At 70.9% G+C, this 18553-nt stretch carries 13 protein-coding genes, 2 tRNA genes and 1 pseudogene; 13 read left to right on the forward strand and 3 right to left on the reverse strand.

Annotated elements, in window-relative coordinates; translation table 11 throughout:
* The first annotated feature begins 17 nt into the window (after positions 1-17).
* The 4 genes from ABZS64_RS19085 to ABZS64_RS19100 all read left to right on the forward strand — a co-directional run bounded on the left by ABZS64_RS19085 (position 18) and on the right by ABZS64_RS19100 (position 3097).
* On the forward strand, positions 18-1745 hold the full coding sequence (locus tag ABZS64_RS19085; RefSeq protein WP_355830551.1) for an LCP family protein: 1728 nt from the start codon (positions 18-20) through the stop codon (positions 1743-1745).
* Between the two features lie 83 nt (positions 1746-1828).
* The gene (gene rsfS / locus ABZS64_RS19090; protein WP_355830684.1) at positions 1829-2260 is read left to right on the forward strand and encodes a ribosome silencing factor; all 432 of its coding nucleotides are present in this window, start codon (positions 1829-1831) and stop codon (positions 2258-2260) included.
* The gene (locus ABZS64_RS19095) at positions 2257-2919 is read left to right on the forward strand and encodes a histidine phosphatase family protein (protein WP_355830687.1); all 663 of its coding nucleotides are present in this window, start codon (positions 2257-2259) and stop codon (positions 2917-2919) included. The genes rsfS and ABZS64_RS19095 overlap by 4 nt, the downstream gene beginning before the upstream one ends.
* A 105-nt stretch (positions 2920-3024) precedes the next feature.
* Positions 3025-3097, forward strand: a tRNA-Ala gene (locus ABZS64_RS19100).
* Positions 3098-3194: 97 nt separating this feature from the next.
* On the opposite strand, the gene ABZS64_RS19105 is transcribed toward ABZS64_RS19100, so the two are convergent.
* Positions 3195-4070: a helix-turn-helix transcriptional regulator gene (locus tag ABZS64_RS19105; protein WP_355830554.1), complete on the reverse strand. Its 876-nt coding sequence runs from the start codon at positions 4068-4070 to the stop codon at positions 3195-3197.
* A 94-nt stretch (positions 4071-4164) separates the two neighbouring features.
* Here ABZS64_RS19105 and ABZS64_RS19110 point away from each other — a divergent pair, with 94 nt between their 5' ends.
* From ABZS64_RS19110 to ABZS64_RS19125, 4 genes are all read left to right on the forward strand, one after another.
* Positions 4165-5601, forward strand: a complete 1437-nt coding sequence (locus tag ABZS64_RS19110; RefSeq protein ID WP_355830557.1) for an MFS transporter — start codon at positions 4165-4167, stop codon at positions 5599-5601.
* Between the two features lie 70 nt (positions 5602-5671).
* Entirely contained in the window at positions 5672-5839 is a 168-nt protein-coding gene (locus ABZS64_RS19115; protein ID WP_355830559.1) for a hypothetical protein, read from the forward strand.
* Between the two features lie 3 nt (positions 5840-5842).
* The gene (locus ABZS64_RS19120) at positions 5843-6076 is read left to right on the forward strand and encodes a hypothetical protein (protein ID WP_040916346.1); all 234 of its coding nucleotides are present in this window, start codon (positions 5843-5845) and stop codon (positions 6074-6076) included.
* Positions 6077-6217: 141 nt separating this feature from the next.
* Positions 6218-6290: transfer RNA gene (locus ABZS64_RS19125), tRNA-Ala, on the forward strand.
* A gap of 77 nt (positions 6291-6367) precedes the next feature.
* Here the strand turns inward: ABZS64_RS19125 and ABZS64_RS19130 are convergent.
* Both ABZS64_RS19130 and ABZS64_RS19135 read right to left on the reverse strand, forming a co-directional pair.
* Complete coding sequence (locus ABZS64_RS19130; protein WP_355830563.1) at positions 6368-7963, reverse strand: ferredoxin; 1596 nt, start codon at positions 7961-7963, stop codon at positions 6368-6370.
* Complete coding sequence (locus ABZS64_RS19135) at positions 7960-9375, reverse strand: hypothetical protein (RefSeq protein ID WP_355830566.1); 1416 nt, start codon at positions 9373-9375, stop codon at positions 7960-7962. The genes ABZS64_RS19130 and ABZS64_RS19135 overlap by 4 nt, the downstream gene beginning before the upstream one ends.
* A 600-nt stretch (positions 9376-9975) precedes the next feature.
* Here ABZS64_RS19135 and leuS point away from each other — a divergent pair.
* From leuS to ABZS64_RS19160, 5 genes and pseudogenes are all read left to right on the forward strand, one after another.
* Positions 9976-12831, forward strand: a complete 2856-nt coding sequence (leuS, locus tag ABZS64_RS19140) for a leucine--tRNA ligase (RefSeq protein ID WP_355830569.1) — start codon at positions 9976-9978, stop codon at positions 12829-12831.
* A 147-nt stretch (positions 12832-12978) separates the two neighbouring features.
* Positions 12979-13767, forward strand: coding sequence for a hypothetical protein (locus tag ABZS64_RS19145; RefSeq protein ID WP_355830571.1), 789 nt, complete (start codon positions 12979-12981; stop codon positions 13765-13767).
* Positions 13768-13844: 77 nt separating this feature from the next.
* Positions 13845-14690: a DegV family protein gene (locus tag ABZS64_RS19150; RefSeq protein WP_355830574.1), complete on the forward strand. Its 846-nt coding sequence runs from the start codon at positions 13845-13847 to the stop codon at positions 14688-14690.
* Positions 14691-14821: 131 nt separating this feature from the next.
* On the forward strand, positions 14822-15913 hold the full coding sequence (locus tag ABZS64_RS19155) for a ComEA family DNA-binding protein (RefSeq protein WP_355830577.1): 1092 nt from the start codon (positions 14822-14824) through the stop codon (positions 15911-15913).
* Positions 15910-18504: pseudogene (locus ABZS64_RS19160) on the forward strand (ComEC/Rec2 family competence protein); the annotation flags it as partial. The gene ABZS64_RS19155 and the pseudogene ABZS64_RS19160, both read left to right, overlap by 4 nt.
* Between the last annotated feature and the right edge of the window lie 49 nt (positions 18505-18553).

Below are 18553 nucleotides of genomic sequence, written 5' to 3' on the forward strand. Positions count from 1 at the left end.
CACGGAGAGGGGCACCTGTGAACGACCAGCAGAGCCACCCGTACGACCCGTACTACCAGCAGCCGCAGATCATCGGCTACGACGAGTACGGGCAGCCGGTCTATCAGCAGCCCCAGCAGTACGACCCCTACGCGCAGCAGCAGCCGCAGCACCCTCAGCAACCGCAGGCGCCCGGCCAGGGGTACGGCTACGACCCGTACGCACAGCAGCAGCAACCGCAGCAGCCGCAGGCGGACCAGTCCCAGCAGTACGACCCGTACGGCCGCCAGCAGCCCCAGCAGGGCCAGGGCCAGGGTTACGGATACGACGGCTACGGCTATGACACCGGCCGGCAGGCGGCCGTCGACACCACCGGGCAGTGGAACATCCCGCAGCAGCCCCCGGCTCCGCCCGAGCCGCCCGCCCAGGCACCCGGGCCCGAGCAGGAGCAGGCCGCCGTGCCCGGGCAGCGTCGCCCCGCGCCCGACCGTGATTACCGCACTGAGCAGTTCTCCTTCATCGAGGAGCCGGACGAGGACTCCGAAGACGTCATCGACTGGCTGAAGTTCACCGAGAGCCGCTCCGAACGACGCGAGGAAGCCAAGCGCCGCGGCCGCAACCGGGTCGTCTCGCTGATGGTCGTCCTGGCGCTGGCCCTCGCCGGCGGCGTCGGCTACCTCTGGTACGCGGGCAAGCTCCCCGGCTTCTCGGACGCCGAGAAGAAGAGCAACACGGCCACCGGACCGCAGAAGCGGGACGTGATCGTGGTGCACCTGCACAACACCAAGAAGAAGGGCACATCCACGGCCCTTCTCGTCGACAACGCCACCACCAAGCAGGGCACCACCGTTCTGCTCCCCAACTCCCTCTCCGTCGCGAACGACGACGGCACCGCCACCACCCTCGGCAAGTCCGTCGAGGACGACGGTTCGACGGGCACCCGTGAGGCGGTCGGCACCCTCCTGGGCGCCAAGATCACCGGCACCTGGCGGCTCGACACCCCTTATCTGGAGAACCTCGTCGAGCTGGTCGGCACCATCGACCTGACCACCGACACCGCAGTGCCCGGCGCCAAGAAGGGCGAGGCGCCGCTGGTGAAGAAGGGCGAGAACCAGACGCTGAACGGGCGCGCGGCCGTCGCGTATGCCACCTACCTCGGACCCGGCGAGGCCGAGGCCAAGCAGCTCCAGCGCTTCGGCCAAGTCATGCAGGGCGTCCTGAAGAAGTTCCCGGACGACCCCAAGTCCGCGACCGTCACCGTGGAGACGCTGGCGCAGATCCTCGATCCGTCGCTGCGCGAGAAGGACCTGGGCGCATCGCTGGCCAAGCTCGCCGAGCACGCCAAGGGCGGTGACTACAAGACGGCGCTGTTGCCGGTCCAGCAGGACGGCACGCTCACCAAGCAGGCCGCCGACAGCGTGGTCAAGGACATCCTGGGCGGCTCGGTCACCGCGCCGGACAAGGACGCGGCAGTCCGGGTGGGCATCAAGAACGCCACCGGGAACGGCAACGCCACCGAGAAGGCCCGGATCGACCTGGTCAACGGCGGTTACGCGGTCCTCGACGGCGGCAAGGCGGCGGACACCGAGTCCACCTCGAAGGTCACCTACGGCGACGAGGCGCAGAAGGCCAAGGCGGTGGAGGTCGCCAAGACCCTGGGCCTGCCGACGAGCGCGGTGAAGAAGGGCGCACGTGCCGCGAACGCCGACGTCTCCGTCGTGCTCGGCAAGGACTACACGTTCGAAGGCTCGGCGAACGGCGGATGATCAAGGCTCAATAATCACGGCAGGGGCTGTCGGTGGTCCGTGAGACCCTTGAGGGGTACCTGACCGCCGACGAAAGCCTGCTTGTGACCGCCACGGATCGCTCCATCGAGCTCGTCAACACCGCCGCTCAGGCGGCCGCCGACCGGCTCGCGCACGACATCATCGCCTACGACGTCAGTGACGTGCTGTCGATCACCGACGCCTTCCTGCTCGCCTCCGCGCCCAACGACCGCCAGGTCAAGTCGATCGTCGACGAGATCGAGGAGCGGCTGAACAAGGAGCTCGGCGCCAAGCCGGTGCGCCGCGAGGGCGACCGCGACGCCCGCTGGATCCTGCTCGACTACATCGACATCGTCGTGCACGTCCAGCACAGCGAGGAGCGTGTCTTCTACGCCCTGGAGCGGCTGTGGAAGGACTGCCCCGAGCTGCCTCTCCCCGAGGACGCGCTGAAGACCCGCGGCAAGGCCGAGGAGCACGCGCAGCTCACCGGCGACCCGGACGGTGAGCTGAGCTGAACGGCAGAGACACCAGCACGCGCAATACGGGACGCCGCGTCGTCCTGTGGCGGCACGGCCAGACCTCGTGGAACCTGGAGCGCCGCTTCCAGGGCTCCACGGACATCGCCCTGACCGAGACCGGCGTCGCGCAGGCGCGCCGGGCCGCCCGGCTGCTCGCATCACTCCGGCCCCATGCGATCGTCGCCTCCGACCTCAGGCGGGCGGCGGCCACGGCCGGCGAGCTGGCCGAGATCACGGGCCTCGACATCTCCTACGACTCGGCCCTGCGCGAGACCTACGCGGGCGCCTGGCAGGGTCTGACCCACGAGGAGATCGTCGCGCAGTACGGCGAGCAGTACGCCGCGTGGAAGCGCGGTGAGCCCGTGCGTCGCGGTGGCGGTGAGCTGGAGACGGAGGTCGCCGACCGGGCCGCTCCCGTGGTGCTGCACCACGTCGAGAAGCTCCCCGAGAACGGCACGCTCGTCGTGGTCAGCCACGGCGGCACGATCCGTACCACCATTGGCCGGCTGCTCGGCCTGGAGGCCCACCACTGGGAGAGCCTCGGCGGCCTCTCCAACTGCTGCTGGTCGGTGCTCGGCCAGGGCGCGCGCGGCTGGCGTCTGATGGAGCACAACGCCGGCACGCTGCCGGAACCGGTCCTCGGCGACGACGACTGACCCGCTCCGGGCCTGGCGTTCCGCCCCGCGACCCCGGATTTCACTTTCCGGCAGGTCGCAGGCTAAAGTTCTTCTTGTTCGCAGCGCGGAGCGCGAAGAACACGCGGGGCTATAGCTCAGTTGGTAGAGCGCCTGCATGGCATGCAGGAGGTCAGGAGTTCAATTCTCCTTAGCTCCACAATCCGGATCCCGTCCTCGTCAGAGGGCGGGATTTCGCGTTTCCGGGCTCGTCGCCGCCCGGTTGGTGATCGCCGGGTTCGTGACCGCCCGGTTCGTCATCGGCCGCGCCGCTCGCGCAGCGCCTCGATCCGCTTCAGGCTCTCTTCGTCATTCGGGGTGTAGGCGACGACGCGGCACTCCGGCATTCCGTTGATCGACAGCGATACGGAGGTCATCCGCACCTCGCCCACGGCCTCGTGGCGGAAGGTCTTCACCCGCGGCCCCGGCGGCGCCACGTTCCCGCTCTCCCACAGCTCGGTGAAGTAGTCGCTGGCCGCCGAGAGACGGTGGATGAAGGACTCCCAGGCGGGCTCGCCCACATGACGTCCGTACGCACCACGCAGCTGCGCCACCATCAGCGGCAGCTCCGCGTCCCGGAAGACCACAGGGCAGTCCGGCTCGGGAACCAAGAAGAGCGTCCACAGCACGTTGTGCACGGTTATGTGGCGGGAGAGCGCGAACAGATCGCGGTAGGCGTGGTTGGTCGCCAGGATGTCGTACCGCGCGTTGTAGACCACGGCCGGGCGCGGGTCGAGGGCGTCGATGATGCCCTGGATCTCCGGGCCGACGCGCTCGGCGCCCTCCTGCCTGTCCGGTGCGTACGGCACCTCTGCCAGGTGGTACAGATGCTCCCGCTCCGGCTGGTCGAGCCGCAGCGTGCGCGCCACGGCGTCCAGGACCTGGGCCGAGGCGTTGATCGGACGGCCCTGCTCCAGCCAGGTGTACCAGGTGACGCCGACGCCGGAGAGCTGGGCGACCTCCTCGCGGCGCAGCCCCGGCGTGCGCCGCCGCAGCCCCGGCGGCATGCCCACGTCGGCGGGCGTCACCCGGGCCCGGCGGCTGCGCAGAAACGCGGCCAGCTCGGGTCTGCGGCGGTGGTGCGCAGCGCCTGCGGTGTTCGTCGTCGCCGTCATCGTGGTCACGTCCCCCATGGTCGAGCCTCGCGCCCGTCGTTGCCAGGTGCTGTCAGTACCAGCATCGGCGGGCTCTCGTTACCCGTACCGGAATGCCGTCAGGCTCGCTGCCATGACGACAACCGCTCCGGAAACTCCACTCCTCAGTAAAGACCGAGGCACTGACAACCGGCCACGCCTGCTGCTCGCGATCGTGCTCGCGGCGCAGTTCATGGCGCTCCTCGACACCTTCATCGTCAATGTCGCGGCCCCCACCATCCGCACTGAACTCGACGCATCCGGCGCGGGATTGCAGCTGGTCATCGCCGGTTACACCATCTCGTACGCCGTCCTGCTCATCACCGGCGCGCGGCTCGGGGATCTGCTGGGACACCGACGGGCCTATCTGGGCGGGCTGTTGCTCTTCACGGCCGCATCCCTCGCCTGCGGACTCGCAGCGGACACCGGCCAGTTGATCGCCTTCCGGCTGATCCAGGGCGCGGGCGCGGCCCTGATGATTCCCCAGGTGCTCAGCCTGATCCAGCGGAACTTCACCGGCGAGGGGCGGGTGCGGGCACTCGGCGCGTACTCCGCGGTCCTGGCCACCGGAGCCGCCGCCGGGCAGGTCGTGGGCGGTGTGCTGGTCAGCGCGGACCTCTTCGGCGCGAGCTGGCGGCCGGTCTTCCTGGTGAACGTCCCGATCGGCCTCGCCCTGCTGGTCCTGGGCGCGCGGGTGCTGCCGAAGGACCGGCGCCAGGAGCCCGAGCGCGCCCGCGGCCTCGACCTGCCCGGCCTGGTGCTGCTCGCCGCCGCCGTGTCGCTGTTCACCGTGCCGCTGGTGCTCGGCCAGCAGCAGGACTGGCCGGCCTGGTCCTGGCTCTCCCTCGCGGCATCCGTGGCGTTCTTCGGCGTCTTCCTCGCGTACGAGTCGCGGCTGGCCGCGCGCGGCGGCGCACCGCTGATCGCGCCGCGCGTGCTGCGTATCCCCGGCATGGGCCGTGCGGTGCTGCGCATCACCTTGGTGATGGCGGTGAACGCGGGCTTCCTCTTCACCCTCACCCTGCATGTCCAGGGTGGTCTCGGCCACAGTGCGCTGCGCGCTGGGCTGACGTTCGCGCCGACCGCAGTGATCTTCGGAGCGGTCGGGCTGACCTGGCGGCGCTGGCCCGCCGGCCTGCACAAGGCGCTGGTCCCGGGCGGGTTCGCGCTGACGGCGCTCGCCTGCCTCGCGGTGGGCGTGACGCTGCGGGACGGCGGCGACGGCGGGCTGTGGCTGTACCCGGCGTTCATGGGCGTAGGAGCCGGTCTGGCGCTCGCCTACAGCCCCACGCTCACCGGCGCGCTCGCGACCGTACGGCAGGAGGATGCCGCGGACGCGAGTGGTCTGCTCGTGACCGTCACGCAGCTCGGACAGCTGATCGGCGTCGCCGCATTCGGCACACTCTTCCTGAATCGGCAGACAGTACCCGGGGCGCAGGGGTCGGCTGACGCGCTGTGGGTGTGCGCACTCGCGCTGGCCGCGGCGTCGATCTTGGGTGCGGTGGCCGGTCTGGTACGTAAACGCCGCTGACCCTCTTGCGTGGCCATGGCAGAATCGGACGGCCGGAGGGGACACCGGCCAGAACGGGAGGGAGAGCACGATGTCCGCCAGCAGGAGCGAGGAGGCCGAGGATGACCTGCTTGCCGCGGCGGAGGTACGCGCTCGTCTCAGCTGCCCGTCCTGTGGATCGGCTCATGTCGCCCAAGTCCTCGGCGACAATGGCGGAGTGTCCTACGTGTGCACGGCCTGCGGCCACAGCTGGAGCTGATTGATGGGTGCACACAGGCGTAAATGCGACTGGTGCGGCAGTGGTACGCCCATCGTCAGGGACATGGACCCGATCAATCCCGAGTACCAGTACTGGTGCGAGGAGTGCGCGCGGGCGCTGATCATAAAGGGCGACCCCATCGAGACGTACAGAGAGCTCGAAGGGGAGCCGATCTACGGGCGGCTGCTCGACGAGCACTGCACCTTGAAGCGGTTCTATTCGTTCGCCACGGCGTGATCGGGACGGCTCGCGCTGTCAGCTGGGCCCGTACTGAGCGTCCGTGCGGACCGGAAACGATTTGGTGAAGCACCGGGGGGACCGTGTAATGTTGTCGACGTCGCCGCGGGGGAAACCTTCCAGCAGGGCGGCACATCACAAGGGGCTATAGCTCAGTTGGTAGAGCGCCTGCATGGCATGCAGGAGGTCAGGAGTTCAATTCTCCTTAGCTCCACAGAAGCAGTACAGATCAAGAAGTACGCATAAGGAAGCGGGCCACCCGGATCGGGTGGCCCGCTTCCTTATGTCCCGTCAACCCCGGCCGCTGCCAAGGGCCTTGCGGTTGCCGCCGGGCAGTTCTCGTCGGCCGGAGGGCGCGGGGGCCCGCTCCGCCGGCATCTGCTCGATACGCATCGCCAGCGCGGGGCACCGGCGAACAGCCCGCTGCGCACGCCCCTGCATGTGAATGGGCACGACCGCGTCCGCCACCGAGGGGTAGCCGTCGGGGTTCAGCCGGATCAGCTCCGGGATGATGTCCGCGCAGAGCCCGTGGCCCTGGCAGAGCGTCCAGTCGATGAAGACCTTCTCACCGCTCGGAATGGACTCTTCCGCCTCCTCGTAGCCGGGCAGCGGAAGCGGCAGCACGCCGGTCGTCTCGCGTCCGCAGCCGCCGTGGAGCACATGGGCGGCGAGATCGTCGGTGAAGGCGGACAGGGTCGAGGCGAAGAAGCGCGCCGAGCCGTCGGGGTGCTTGCACGCGCCCCGGCCCTTGACGGCCTGGGTCACCTCGCGCAGCGCCTCCAGGGCGGCAGGACCGCCGCCGTTCATGACGTCGGACAGACCGCCGGCCGCGGCGGGCAGACCGAGCTTGCACGGACCGCACTGGCCGGCGGTCTCGGCGGCGAGCCAGTTGGCCACCCGTAGCGCCTCGCCCAGCGGGCAGGTCTCGGGGCCGATCGGGAGGATCGCTCCGGCGCCGAGCGAGCCGCCCACGGAGGCCAGGGACTCTCTGGAGACGAGCGACTCATGGACGGCGACCGAGTCGATCCAGTTGCCGTGGTAGCCGCCGGTCAGCACGCCCTGGGGGAGCGGCGGGGCGCCCGCCAGCTGCAGCACGTAGCGCAGCGGCACACCCGTGGGGACCTCGACGACCATCGGGCGCGCGACCGCCCCGGAGATCGTCAGCATGACCGTGCCCGGCTCGGTGTCCAGGCCGGTGTGGCCGTAGCGGCGCGCGCCGATGCGGGCGCCGATGGCGAGCTGCGCGAACGTCTCCGCGTTGGACAGCAGGGTCGGTGCGCCGCCGACGCCGGTGTCGGACGCGCGCTCACGGCGGCCGGGTGGCAGCGCGGGGCCGCCGTTGACCGCGCGGATGACGGAAGAGGCCTCGCCGGAGACCATGCGCTCCGGGGTGCGCACCACCCGCGCGCGCAGCGCCTGCCCACGCCGGTCGGACAGGCCGCGCTCGGCCAGCGCGGCGCGCATGGAGACCTCTGTCGAGTTGCGGGTGACCGCGACGACCAGAGTGCGCGCACCGAGCGCCTCGGCGGCCAGCAGAGCGCCGTCGAGGATCAGATGGGGTGCGCGGTTGAGCAGAACGGTGTCCTTGCGGCAGGCGGGCTCGCCCTCACTGCCGTTGATCACGACGACGGGCCGCACCCCGCGTCGGATGGCGGACTTGGCGACAGCTCTGAGCTTCTGTCCGAAGGGGAAGCCTGCGCCGCCGCGGCCGCGCAGGGATATGTCGTCGGCGAGCTGAGCGAGCCGCTCGCCGGTCATGGGTTCAAGAGGGCCGTGCACCTTGAGATGCATGGGGAGGTCGAGTCGCTCGACAAGGTCGAACCCCTGCGTCAGCTGGGGAAGGCCGACGACTCGGACCTCGGGGACATCAGGAAGGGGGGTGTTCACGGTCGGTCTCCTGCGGGCGCGTTCCAGGGCTCCCCCGCCGAGGGCGGAAAGAGGGGTCCGGGCATGGGCGCTGTGTCTTCGTAGCCGTCGGCAGTGCCGGATTGGTACGGGGAGGGGGGTGCTTCGTACGGGGATGAGGGGTCGTAAGCGGAAGGGGCGTTGTACGAGGGGGCGTCGTACGAAGTAGGCGTGTCGTACGAGGAGGGAGGTGCCTCGTACACGGGAGGGGGCTCGTAGGCCGAAGGAGCGGGGGCCTCTGACGGCTCGGGCCGGAAGGCCTGCGCGGGCGGCGGCGGTGACGGGGTCGGCCACAGGCCCGGCCGAGGACCCGATTCCGATACGACGGGAATCTCCTCGGTCATCGGTATGCGCTCGGCCAGCGGGGCTGTCTGGTCGCCTGCGAGGGACACCGCGCGGTACGCGGCGGAGATCCCGGGGCCCATGCCGCCGCCTGCCGTCCTTTCGACGGCCGGTTCCGCGGTCGGCGGTGGCGGGGCCTCGTAGAGCTGGGGAGCGGGCGCTGCGAGCCGTCGGGGTTGCGCGCGAGACTGGCCGAGAGGGGTCTCGCGCTGGAATTCGGCCTCGTAGGGGCGCTGCGAGGGAATGCCGTTCATGCCGTTGAGTCCGGCCGGTGCGGTCAATCCGCTCGCACCGGGCAGCGGGGAGGCGTTCAGATCGCGCAGTGCCGTCTCGTCCGCGGCCGCCCTGTCGTCGGCCGAGCCGATAACGGACAGGATCTTGGCGGCGATACGCCGCTTCGCGGGTCGTGGCAGCATCCGTACCGCGACGGCCGCGGCGACGGCGGCGAGCGTCAGGCAGTACATCGTGACGACCCACGTCGCGGCCGGACGGCCGGTGTACAGCCCGTGCACAAGGGCGAAGCACCAGGCCGGGTAGGCCAGCATGTGCAGCGGCCGCCAGCGGCCCGCCACCTTGATGTTGGCCGCGAGGGCGCTGCGCAGTGCGCCGGTCGTGGCGGCCACCACCATCAGGAAGCCGGCCAGCGAGCCGAAGCCGATGAGGCTGGACGTACCGGTGACGCCGAGTCCGAACGGGACCAGGGCGCCGATCAGTTGGACGTGGCCCAGCGACACCTTCACGGTGGCGTGCAGCAGCAGGAAGCCGAGCGAGGCCACCGCGGTGCCCCGGTGGATGCCCTGGGCGAGGAGGCGGTGGCGTGTGGAGAGCAGCAGCCGGTCGGTGGCGATCAGGCCCCACGCGACGGAAGCGGTCAGGGACACCAGGGACAGGACCCCGGTCGTGAAGTCGAGCGCAGCGCGAAAGCTGTCGCTCCCGCCGACGGCGAGCAGGGGTATGAGCACCAATGCTGCAGCGGTGAGGCCGCCTTGGACCTGGCGGCTGAGCCCGGGGCTCGGCGCTGGCGACGAACGGCTTTTGCGATGAGGGTTCATGGGGCGACTCCGAATGGTGCGGGAAATGCGGTCCCGTTGACGCATGCTAGGTCGCCCCATACCGAGTGGTCTGAGGTTTGAGCGTTTAGAGAGCGGAACCACAGTCAACTGACTCTGGGGTTGCCCCGGATAAGGGCGATACGCGGAGTAACTTCAGCGGCCAAAGGCATTGGCCTATGCCAATCGGTTGTGCGCCGGGCTCTCCGCGGGGCGCGCGCCGAGGGCGCGTCAGGGGTGCGTGAGGGGGTTCCGGATTCGGCCGGGGGGCGCGTTACGGTGCGTGTGCGGAGAGTGTGCGGAGTGTGCGCGTGGGTTTGGTGTGGGAAGTGTGCAGAGGCGCGGTTCGTGTCGCCCGGATCTGCACGGTCGGGTACCGGATCTGCTCGACCGCTGCTCGCCCCTAAGTGCCATGCGGACGGTTCGCTCGCTGCGGTACCCTGACGCCATGCGTGCCGTACGCCTTCTGCTTAGCGAGCCGCGCTGATCAGTCCCGACGGATGAAAGATCCGGTCGGAATCGGCGCGGCGTCCCCTCCTGTGCGAGGGGTTTTTTCGTTTTGGATTCCGCTGGCAGAGACGAATCGATGGAGCTTCAAGGATCATGAGCGAGACGAATTCAGCTGCAGAGGTGGCCGCAGCGCACCGCTATACGGCTGCCATGGCGGCCGACATCGAGGCACGCTGGCAGGACTTCTGGGAAGCCGAGGGCACGTACGAGGCGCCGAATCCGAGCGGTGACCTGGCCGGGGACCCCGCCCTGGCGGCCAAGCCCAAGAAGTTCGTCATGGACATGTTCCCGTACCCCTCGGGTGCGGGTCTGCACGTCGGGCACCCGCTGGGCTACATCGCCACCGACGTCTTCGCCCGTCACCAGCGCATGACCGGGCACAACGTCCTGCACACGCTGGGCTTCGACGCCTTCGGCCTGCCCGCCGAGCAGCACGCGGTCGCGACCGGCACGCACCCCCGGGTGTCCACCGAAGCCGCCATGGAGAACATGAAGCGGCAGCTGCGCCGCCTGGGCCTGGGCCACGACCAGCGCCGGTCGATCGCGACGATCGACCCGGAGTACTACAAGTGGACCCAGTGGATCTTCCTGCAGATCTTCAACTCCTGGTACGACGAGGACGCCCAGAGGGCCCGTCCGATCGACGAGCTGGTGGCGCAGTTCGAGAGCGGTGAGCGCGCCGTTCCTGGCTCCACGCGCGCGTGGAGCGAGCTGAGCGCCGTAGAGCGCGCCGAAGTCCTGGGCGGCTACCGGCTGGCGTACGCCTCCGACGCGCCAGTCAACTGGTGCCCGGGCCTGGGCACCGTACTGGCGAACGAGGAAGTCACTGCCGACGGCCGTTCCGAGCGCGGCAACTTCCCTGTCTTCAAGGCCAAGCTGCGCCAGTGGAACATGCGCATCACCGCCTACGCCGACCGGCTGCTGGACGATCTGGACGGCCTGGACTGGCCCGAGGCGATCAAGCTGCAGCAGCGCAACTGGATCGGCCGCAGCGAGGGCGCGCGCGTCCACTTCTCCGCCGTCGGTCACGATGACGCGCAGATCACCGTTTTCACCACCCGCCCCGACACGCTGTTCGGCGCCACCTACATGGTGCTGGCGCCCGAGCACGGCCTGATCGACTCCATCATCCCGGCCGAGTGGCCGCAGGGCGTCAAGGAGGCATGGACGGGCGGCGCGGCCACTCCGGCCGAGGCGGTCGCCGCGTACCGCAAGCAGGCCCAGACGAAGAGCGATGTCGAGCGCCAGACCGAGCACAAGGACAAGACCGGTGTCTTCACCGGTGCCTACGCCCTGAACCCGGTCACCGGGGAACGGATCCCCGTCTTCGTCGCGGACTATGTGCTGATGGGCTACGGCACGGGCGCCATCATGGCGGTCCCCGGCCAGGACGAGCGCGACTGGGAGTTCGCCGAGGCCTTCGAGCTGCCCATCATCCGTACCGTCAAGCCGCCGGAGGGCTGGGAGGGCGAGGCCTTCACCGGCCAGGGCCCGGCGATCAACTCGTCCAACGACGAGATCTCGCTGGACGGGCTGGATGTCGCCGAGGCCAAGGCGAAGATCACCGAATGGCTGACCGCCCGCGGCATCGGCGAAGGGACCGTCAACTTCCGCCTGCGTGACTGGCTGTTCAGCCGTCAGCGCTACTGGGGCGAGCCCTTCCCGATCGTCTACGACGAGGACGGCGTCGCGCACTCCCTGCCCGAGTCGATGCTGCCGCTGGAGCTGCCGGAGGTCGAGGACTACTCCCCGCGTACGTTCGACCCGGACGACGCGGACACCCAGCCCGAGACGCCCCTGTCGCGCAACGAGGACTGGGTCAACGTCGAGCTGGACCTGGGCGACGGCGTCAAGCGCTACCGCCGCGAGACCAACACCATGCCCAACTGGGCGGGTTCGTGCTGGTACGAGCTGCGCTACCTGGACCCGCACAACAGCGAGAAGCTGGTCGACCCCGAGATCGAGCAGTACTGGATGGGGCCGCGCGAGGGCCTGCCGCACGGCGGTGTCGATCTGTACGTGGGCGGTGCCGAGCACGCCGTACTGCACCTGCTGTACGCGCGGTTCTGGTCGAAGGTGCTGTTCGACCTGGGGCACGTCTCCTCGGTCGAGCCGTTCCACAAGCTGTACAACCAGGGCATGATCCAGGCGTACGTCTACCGGGACAGCCGCGGCTTCCCGGTGGCAGCTGCCGAGGTCGAGGAGCGGGACGGAAAGTTCTACTTCGATGGCGAGCCCGTCAAGCGCGAGCTGGGCAAGATGGGCAAGTCCCTGAAGAACGCGGTCACTCCGGACGAGATCTGTGCCGAGTACGGCGCGGACACGCTGCGGCTGTACGAGATGGCGATGGGCCCCCTGGACGTCTCGCGGCCGTGGGACACCAGGGCCGTCGTCGGCCAGTACCGGCTGCTGCAGCGGCTGTGGCGCAACATCGTCGACGAGGCGACCGGTGAGATCACCGTCGTCGACACCGAGGCCGACGAGGCGACGCTGCGTGCGCTGCACAAGGCGATCGACGGCGCCGGACAGGACCTGGCGGCGCTGCGCTTCAACACCGCCATCGCCAAGATCACCGAGCTGAACAACCATCTGACCAAGGCGGGTGGTCCGCTGTCCCGGAGCGTGGCAGAGCGGCTGGTGCTGCTGATCGCCCCGCTGGCACCGCACATCGCCGAGGAGCTGTGGCGCAAGCTGGGCCACAGCGACTCCGTCGTGCACCAGGACTTCCCGGTCGCCGACCCGGTGTATGTCGTGGACGAGTCCGTGACGTGCGTGGTGCAGATCAAGGGCAAGGTCAAGGCGCGGCTGGAGGTCTCCCCGTCGATCTCCGACGAGGAGCTGGAGGCGCTGGCTCTGGGTGACGCGGCGGTGGTCTCGGCGCTGGGCGGCGCGGGCATCCGCAAGGTGATCGTGCGGGCGCCGAAGCTGGTCAACATCGTCCCCGCGTGACGCGGGGCCGGTTGGTCCCCGCGTAACGCAGGGAACGCCGGTTGGCAGGGGTTTCCCCTACGGGCAGGTTGGGGGTTCCGATGGAACCCTCGGCCTGCCCGTTCCGTTTACGGTGGAAGGACAACAGCCGACGCCGGAGGGGCGCTCATGGAAGCCGCGATTCTGATACTGGCGCTGCTTTTCGTCGCCTTCGTGGCGTTGGGGGTGTATGTCAGCGTGAAGGTCATCGGCGCGGCCAAGCGAGGTGTGGAGCGCACGGTCACACAGGCACGGCGCACCGTCGAGGAGACCACGCTCCGGGCGAAGAGCTACGGGCAGGGCGGCGTGGTCGGCGAGCTGGCGCAGCTACGGCTGTCACTTCGTACGTCGATGAGGGCGACGCAGGACGCGCTGCACGCGGGCGTGGCCGAGGACGCGTCGCTGTCCGAGTCGCTCAGCCTCTTCCAGCGGCTGAGCGCGCACGGGCTTGAGCTCGACGACGAGCTGAAGCGGCTGGAGCGTGAGCCGGACCGGGCGACGGTGGCGTCGCTGCTGCCGGGGCTGCGTGAGCGTACGGAGCGGATCACGCACTCGGCCGAGTCGCTGCGGTGGGCTGCGCGGGACCGGGCACGGAAGTTCGCGGACGACGATCTGGACGCGCTGAGCACGCAGATCGATGTGGAGGCGGGCGCGCTGAGGCACTGGTCGGGCGCGGAGGAGGCGGAGCCGGAAGCTGCGCCGGCGTCATGGCCGGAAGCGGGCGGCACGGGCGGGGCCGGTGGTGGCGCTGATGGTGGCGTCGCGGGGCAGACCTGGCCGGAGGCCGCGGAGTCCGCGGCCGGGGCAGGTCCCGGGCACACCGTGGCCGAGCAGCCACAGGCGATCACGGCACGGGATCCCCGGCAGCAGACCACTTACCCCTGGCAGAAGACAGCCCGTCCGGAGACCACGAACTGAACCACCTTTCAGGCGACGCGATCATTGGCGAGGGCCCGGGCTCCCGTCCGGCCGCCCCTGCGGGTAACCTCCCGCTCATGTCCCGCCATGTCGCGATCGTCACCGATTCAACGGCCTACTTGCCGCCGCCGATGATGGAGCGCCACGGCATCATCGCGGTGCCGCTGACCGTCGTACTTGGCGATCAGGCGCTCGAAGAGGGCACCGAGATCTCGGCCCGCTCGCTGGCGCTCGCGTTGCAGAAGCGACGCCCGGTGACCACGTCCAGGCCGAGCCCCGAGGTGTTCGCCGAGACGTACCGGGCGCGGGCCGAGGCCGGAGCGACGGGGATCGTATCGCTGCATCTGTCGGGAGAGTTCTCGGGGACGTACGACGCGGCTGTGCTGGCCGCCAAGGACGCGCCGGTGCCGGTGCGGGTGGTGGACACCGGGATGGTCGCCATGGCCCTGGGATTCTGCGCGCTGGCCGCCGCAGAGACGGCTGAGGGGGGCGGCACGCTGGACGAGGCGGTGGCGGCCGCGGAGAAGCGCGCCGCGGGCACGTCGGCGTACTTCTACGTCGACACCTTGGACTACCTGCGCCGAGGCGGCCGGATCGGCGCCGCTCAGGCGCTGCTCGGCTCGGCGCTCGCTGTGAAGCCGCTGCTGCAGCTGGACGGCGGCCGGATCGAGCAGCTGGAGAAGGTGCGTACGGCATCGAAGGCGATCGCCCGGCTGGAGGAGATCGTCGTCGACCGGGCGGGCACGAGCAGCGTGGACATCGCGGTGCACCATCTGGGCGCGCCGGAGAGGGCCGCTGCGCTGGCGGAGCGGCTGCGGGAGCGGGTTCCGGGGCTCGTGGATCTGCATGTGAGCGAGGTGGGCGCGGTGATCGGGGCGCACACGGGTCCGGGGCTGTTGGGGGCTGTGGTCTCGCCTCGATGAGGTGTGCTGAGGCGCGCCGATGCACTGTCGGTCCCACTTGCGGGTGACCGAGTTATCCACAACAGGGCGGTTGTCCACGGAAATTGGGGCTGCTCAGCGGGTTCGGATGGATGTGCCTACCGTCCTGTGACATGGCTCTGAGAACACGTTCCGCAACCAGTGGCCCGGGCAGGGCTCCGGCCTCGGACGGCCGCGCCCGCGACGCCCGCGACTTCGGCTTCGCATCCGGCTCGAGCGGTGGTCCCGGCCGTGGCTTACGCCTTTCTGCCCGGCGTTCTGCTCGCCGTTCCGCTCGTCTTCGCGCCAGGCGGGTGGCTGCCGGGTCGACCACAGCCCTGCGCCGCAGGGCGGACGCCCTGTTCGACGGGCCGCCGGGCGGTACGGGCCCTGTTCGCACTCCACGCGCGAGTCCCGGCCTGAGCCCCAGCGTGAGTCTTGACGCGGCTGTCGGGCGCTCGCGCGCGGAAGGGGGCGGTGTCACAGCCGCGGACGTCGACATCGGTACGGGCGCCCGGCAGCGCTTCGGGCTCGCGGTGCGGGAACGGCTGCCGCTGTGGGTGCAGCTCAGATGCGGGCTGGAGCCGAGGGCTCTCGCCGCCCTGGCCGTCGTGCTCGTCGTGGCCGCGGTCTTCGCGGCCCAGCACTTCTGGGTGGGGCGGCCCCAGACCGTACGGGCCCCGGAACTGGTCCAGCAGGGCGCATCCACGCCGGAGCCGCGGCCTTCGCCCGGGCCGCCGCCGCCGCCGCCGCCGGATCCGGGGCCGGGCGGCGGGCGGATCGTCGTCGTCGACGTGAGCGGCAAGGTGCGGCGGCCGGGGGTGCACCGGCTACCGGCCGGATCCAGGGTGGCCGACGCGCTGCGGGCGGCTGGAGGCGTCAGCGCGGGCACCGACCTGACCGGACTCAACCGGGCTCGGGTGCTCATGGACGGCGAGCAGGTGGTGGTGGGCGTCCCCGTGCCGCCGGGGTTGGCCTCAAGTGCATCGGGCGCGGGCGGATCGGGCGCGGGTGGGGCGGGGGCGCAGCCCGCTGGGCCGGTGAGCCTCAACTCGGCGACCGTGGAGCAGCTCGACACCCTGCCCGGGGTCGGTCCCGTGCTGGCCCAGCACATCGTCGACTACCGCACCCAGCACGGGGGTTTCCGGTCCGTCAACGAACTCCGCGAGGTCAACGGGATCGGCGCCCGCCGGTTCGCGGACCTCCAGACCCTCGTACGGCCATGACGCGCCCCGTGGTGCATGCCGCGTCGGGCCATCGGCTGGGGGCGTCCGACCCCCGCCAGGAGGGACCGGCCGATCTGCGGCTGGTACCCCCGGCTCTGGCGGCCTGGGCCGCGGCCGCTCTCGCTGTGGGCGCGCCGGGCTGGTGGACCGGGGTGGCCGTGACGGTCTGCGTCGTCGTGGCAGGGCTGCTACTCGCTCCGGCGGCGGCGCGGGCGATGCGTGCCGGAACGGGCGGGGGCCTGGCGGCGGATGGCGAGGACGCTCCGACCCGTCGACGCGGGCGCCGGCTCAACGCCACCGCGCTGGCGGCGCTGTTGCTGTGCGCTGCCGCGGGCGCCGCCTCGGCAGGGCTTCACGGCGCGGATCTGCGCCGCGGTCCGCTGCCGGAGCTGGCGGACCAATACGCCTACATCACCGCCGAGTTGACCGTCACGTCCGATCCGCGACTCACCCGGCCGCGGGTTCGCGGCGATCAGATGGCGGGCCGATCCGTGGTGCTGGACGCGGAGGTGACCCGGGTGACGGCGCCCGGCGGCACAGTGACTGCGACCCGGACGCCCGTGCTGGTGATCGTGCCGGCGCGTGAGTCCGGCGAGGCTGGCGAATCCGCGGCCCAGTGGCGGCGGCTGCTGCCATCGACCCGGCTCAGGCTGGCCGGACGGCTCGCGCCGCCGTTGAATGCCGACGACCGGTTCGCCGCCGTGCTGAGGCCGGACGGGGAGGGTCCGCCGCAGATCACCGGCCCGCCGACCGCCCTTCAGCGCACGGCCGGAGGGCTGAGGGCAGGACTGCGCGCGGCGACGGACGGACTCGCTCCGGACGCCCGCGCTCTGCTCCCCGGGTTGGTCGTGGGGGACACCTCTCGGGTCACGCCCGATCTTCAGGGCGCCTTCGAGGCAACGGACCTCACGCACCTCCTCGCCGTATCGGGAAGCAATCTGACGCTGGTGCTCATACTGCTGATCGGGCCGCCCGGCACCGCCCTGCTGGCCGAACGGCGGGGCCTCGCGCCCAAGCTGGGCATCACCTTGCGAGGAGCCGCACTCCTCGGCGGTGGGCTCACGCTTGTCTTCGTCGTCGTGTGCCGACCGGAACCGAGCGTGCTGCGGGCCGCTGCCTGCGGGACCGTCACGCTGCTCGCCATCGGCACCGGACGCCGCCGGTCGCTGCTGCCCGCGCTGGCCGCCGCCGTACTGCTGCTGGTTCTGTACGATCCATGGCTCGCGCGGAGTTACGGCTTTCTGCTCTCCGTGCTGGCCACGGGCTCGCTGCTCACCATCGGCCCCCGCTGGAGCGCGGCGCTGCAACGCAGACGGGTGCCGCCCCGGCTCGCCGAAGCGCTGGGCGCGGCCGCCGCCGCGCAGGCGGTGTGTGCTCCCGTGGTGGCGGTGTTCGCGGCCAGAGTGAGCCTGGTGGCGGTCCCCTGCAATCTGGTCGCCGAGCTCGCGGTGGCCCCGGCCACGGTCCTCGGATTCGCCGCTCTCGCCGCGGCACCGGTGGCGATGCCGGTCGCCGGGCTGCTGGCCCGTTGCGCGGGGTGGCCCGCCGGGTGGATTGCCTCCGTCGCGCGCACCGGGGCCGCGCTGCCCGGAGCTGAGGCGGGCTGGCCGGGCGGTTGGCGCGGCGGGTGGCTGCTGGCCGCCGCCACGGTCCTGGTCGTGCTCGCCGCACGACGGTTGCCGCGACATCCCTGGTCGGCCGCGGGCTGCGCGCTGTTGGTCCTGCTCGCCGTACTGCGTCCGGCCCCGCTGACGAGGGCGATGTCCGGCTGGCCCCCGCCGGGCTGGACGTTCGCGATGTGCGATGTCGGTCAGGGGGACGCCACCGTGCTTGCGGCGGGGGAGGGCACGGCCGTGGTCGTGGACACGGGGCCCGATCCGGAGCTCGCCGACCGGTGTCTGCGCGACCTGGGCGTCACCCGGATTCCGTTGCTCCTGCTGACGCACTTCCATGCCGACCATGTCCGGGGCCTGCCAGGGGTGTTGCGGGGGAGGGCTGTTGGTGCGGTCCAGACGACGACGTACGACGAGCCCTGGGAGCAGAGCGTGTTCGTGCGGAAGACGACGGCTGCGGCGGGAGTGCCTGTGATCCGCGCGGGTCCCGGGGAGCGGCGGAGGGTCGGGCGGCTCGCCTGGCAGGTGCTGTGGCCTCCTGCGGCCCGTGCCCCCGGCCCGGGCGACGGGCTGGGTCCCACCGGACTGGGTCCCGCCGGGCCGGGCTCTGTACCGGACGGGCCCAATGACACCAGTGTCGCTCTGCTCGTGCGGATCGAGGGCGGTCCCACGCTGCTGCTCCTCGGGGACCTTGAACCACCGGCGCAGAGGGGGCTGTTGCGAGCCTTTCCGGCGCTCCCGCCCGTCGATGTCCTCAAGGTGGCCCACCATGGCTCAGCGCATCAGTACCCAGACCTGCTGCGGGGTGTGCGCCCACGGCTGGCGCTGATCTCCGTGGGCCGGGACAACACATACGGCCATCCGTCGCCCCGGACGGTCGGCGCGTTGCGGGCCGGGGGAGCGGTGGTGCTGCGTACGGACACGGACGGGGCGATCGCGGTGACGGGCGGCGGCCGGGATCTGCGGGCGGTGCCCCGGGGCCCGGACCCCCCGCCGGGAACGCCTCGGGAGGCTCGGGCCACAGGCC

This window comes from Streptomyces sp. NPDC005408, assembly GCF_040606445.1.
Lineage (GTDB): Bacteria > Actinomycetota > Actinomycetes > Streptomycetales > Streptomycetaceae > Streptomyces.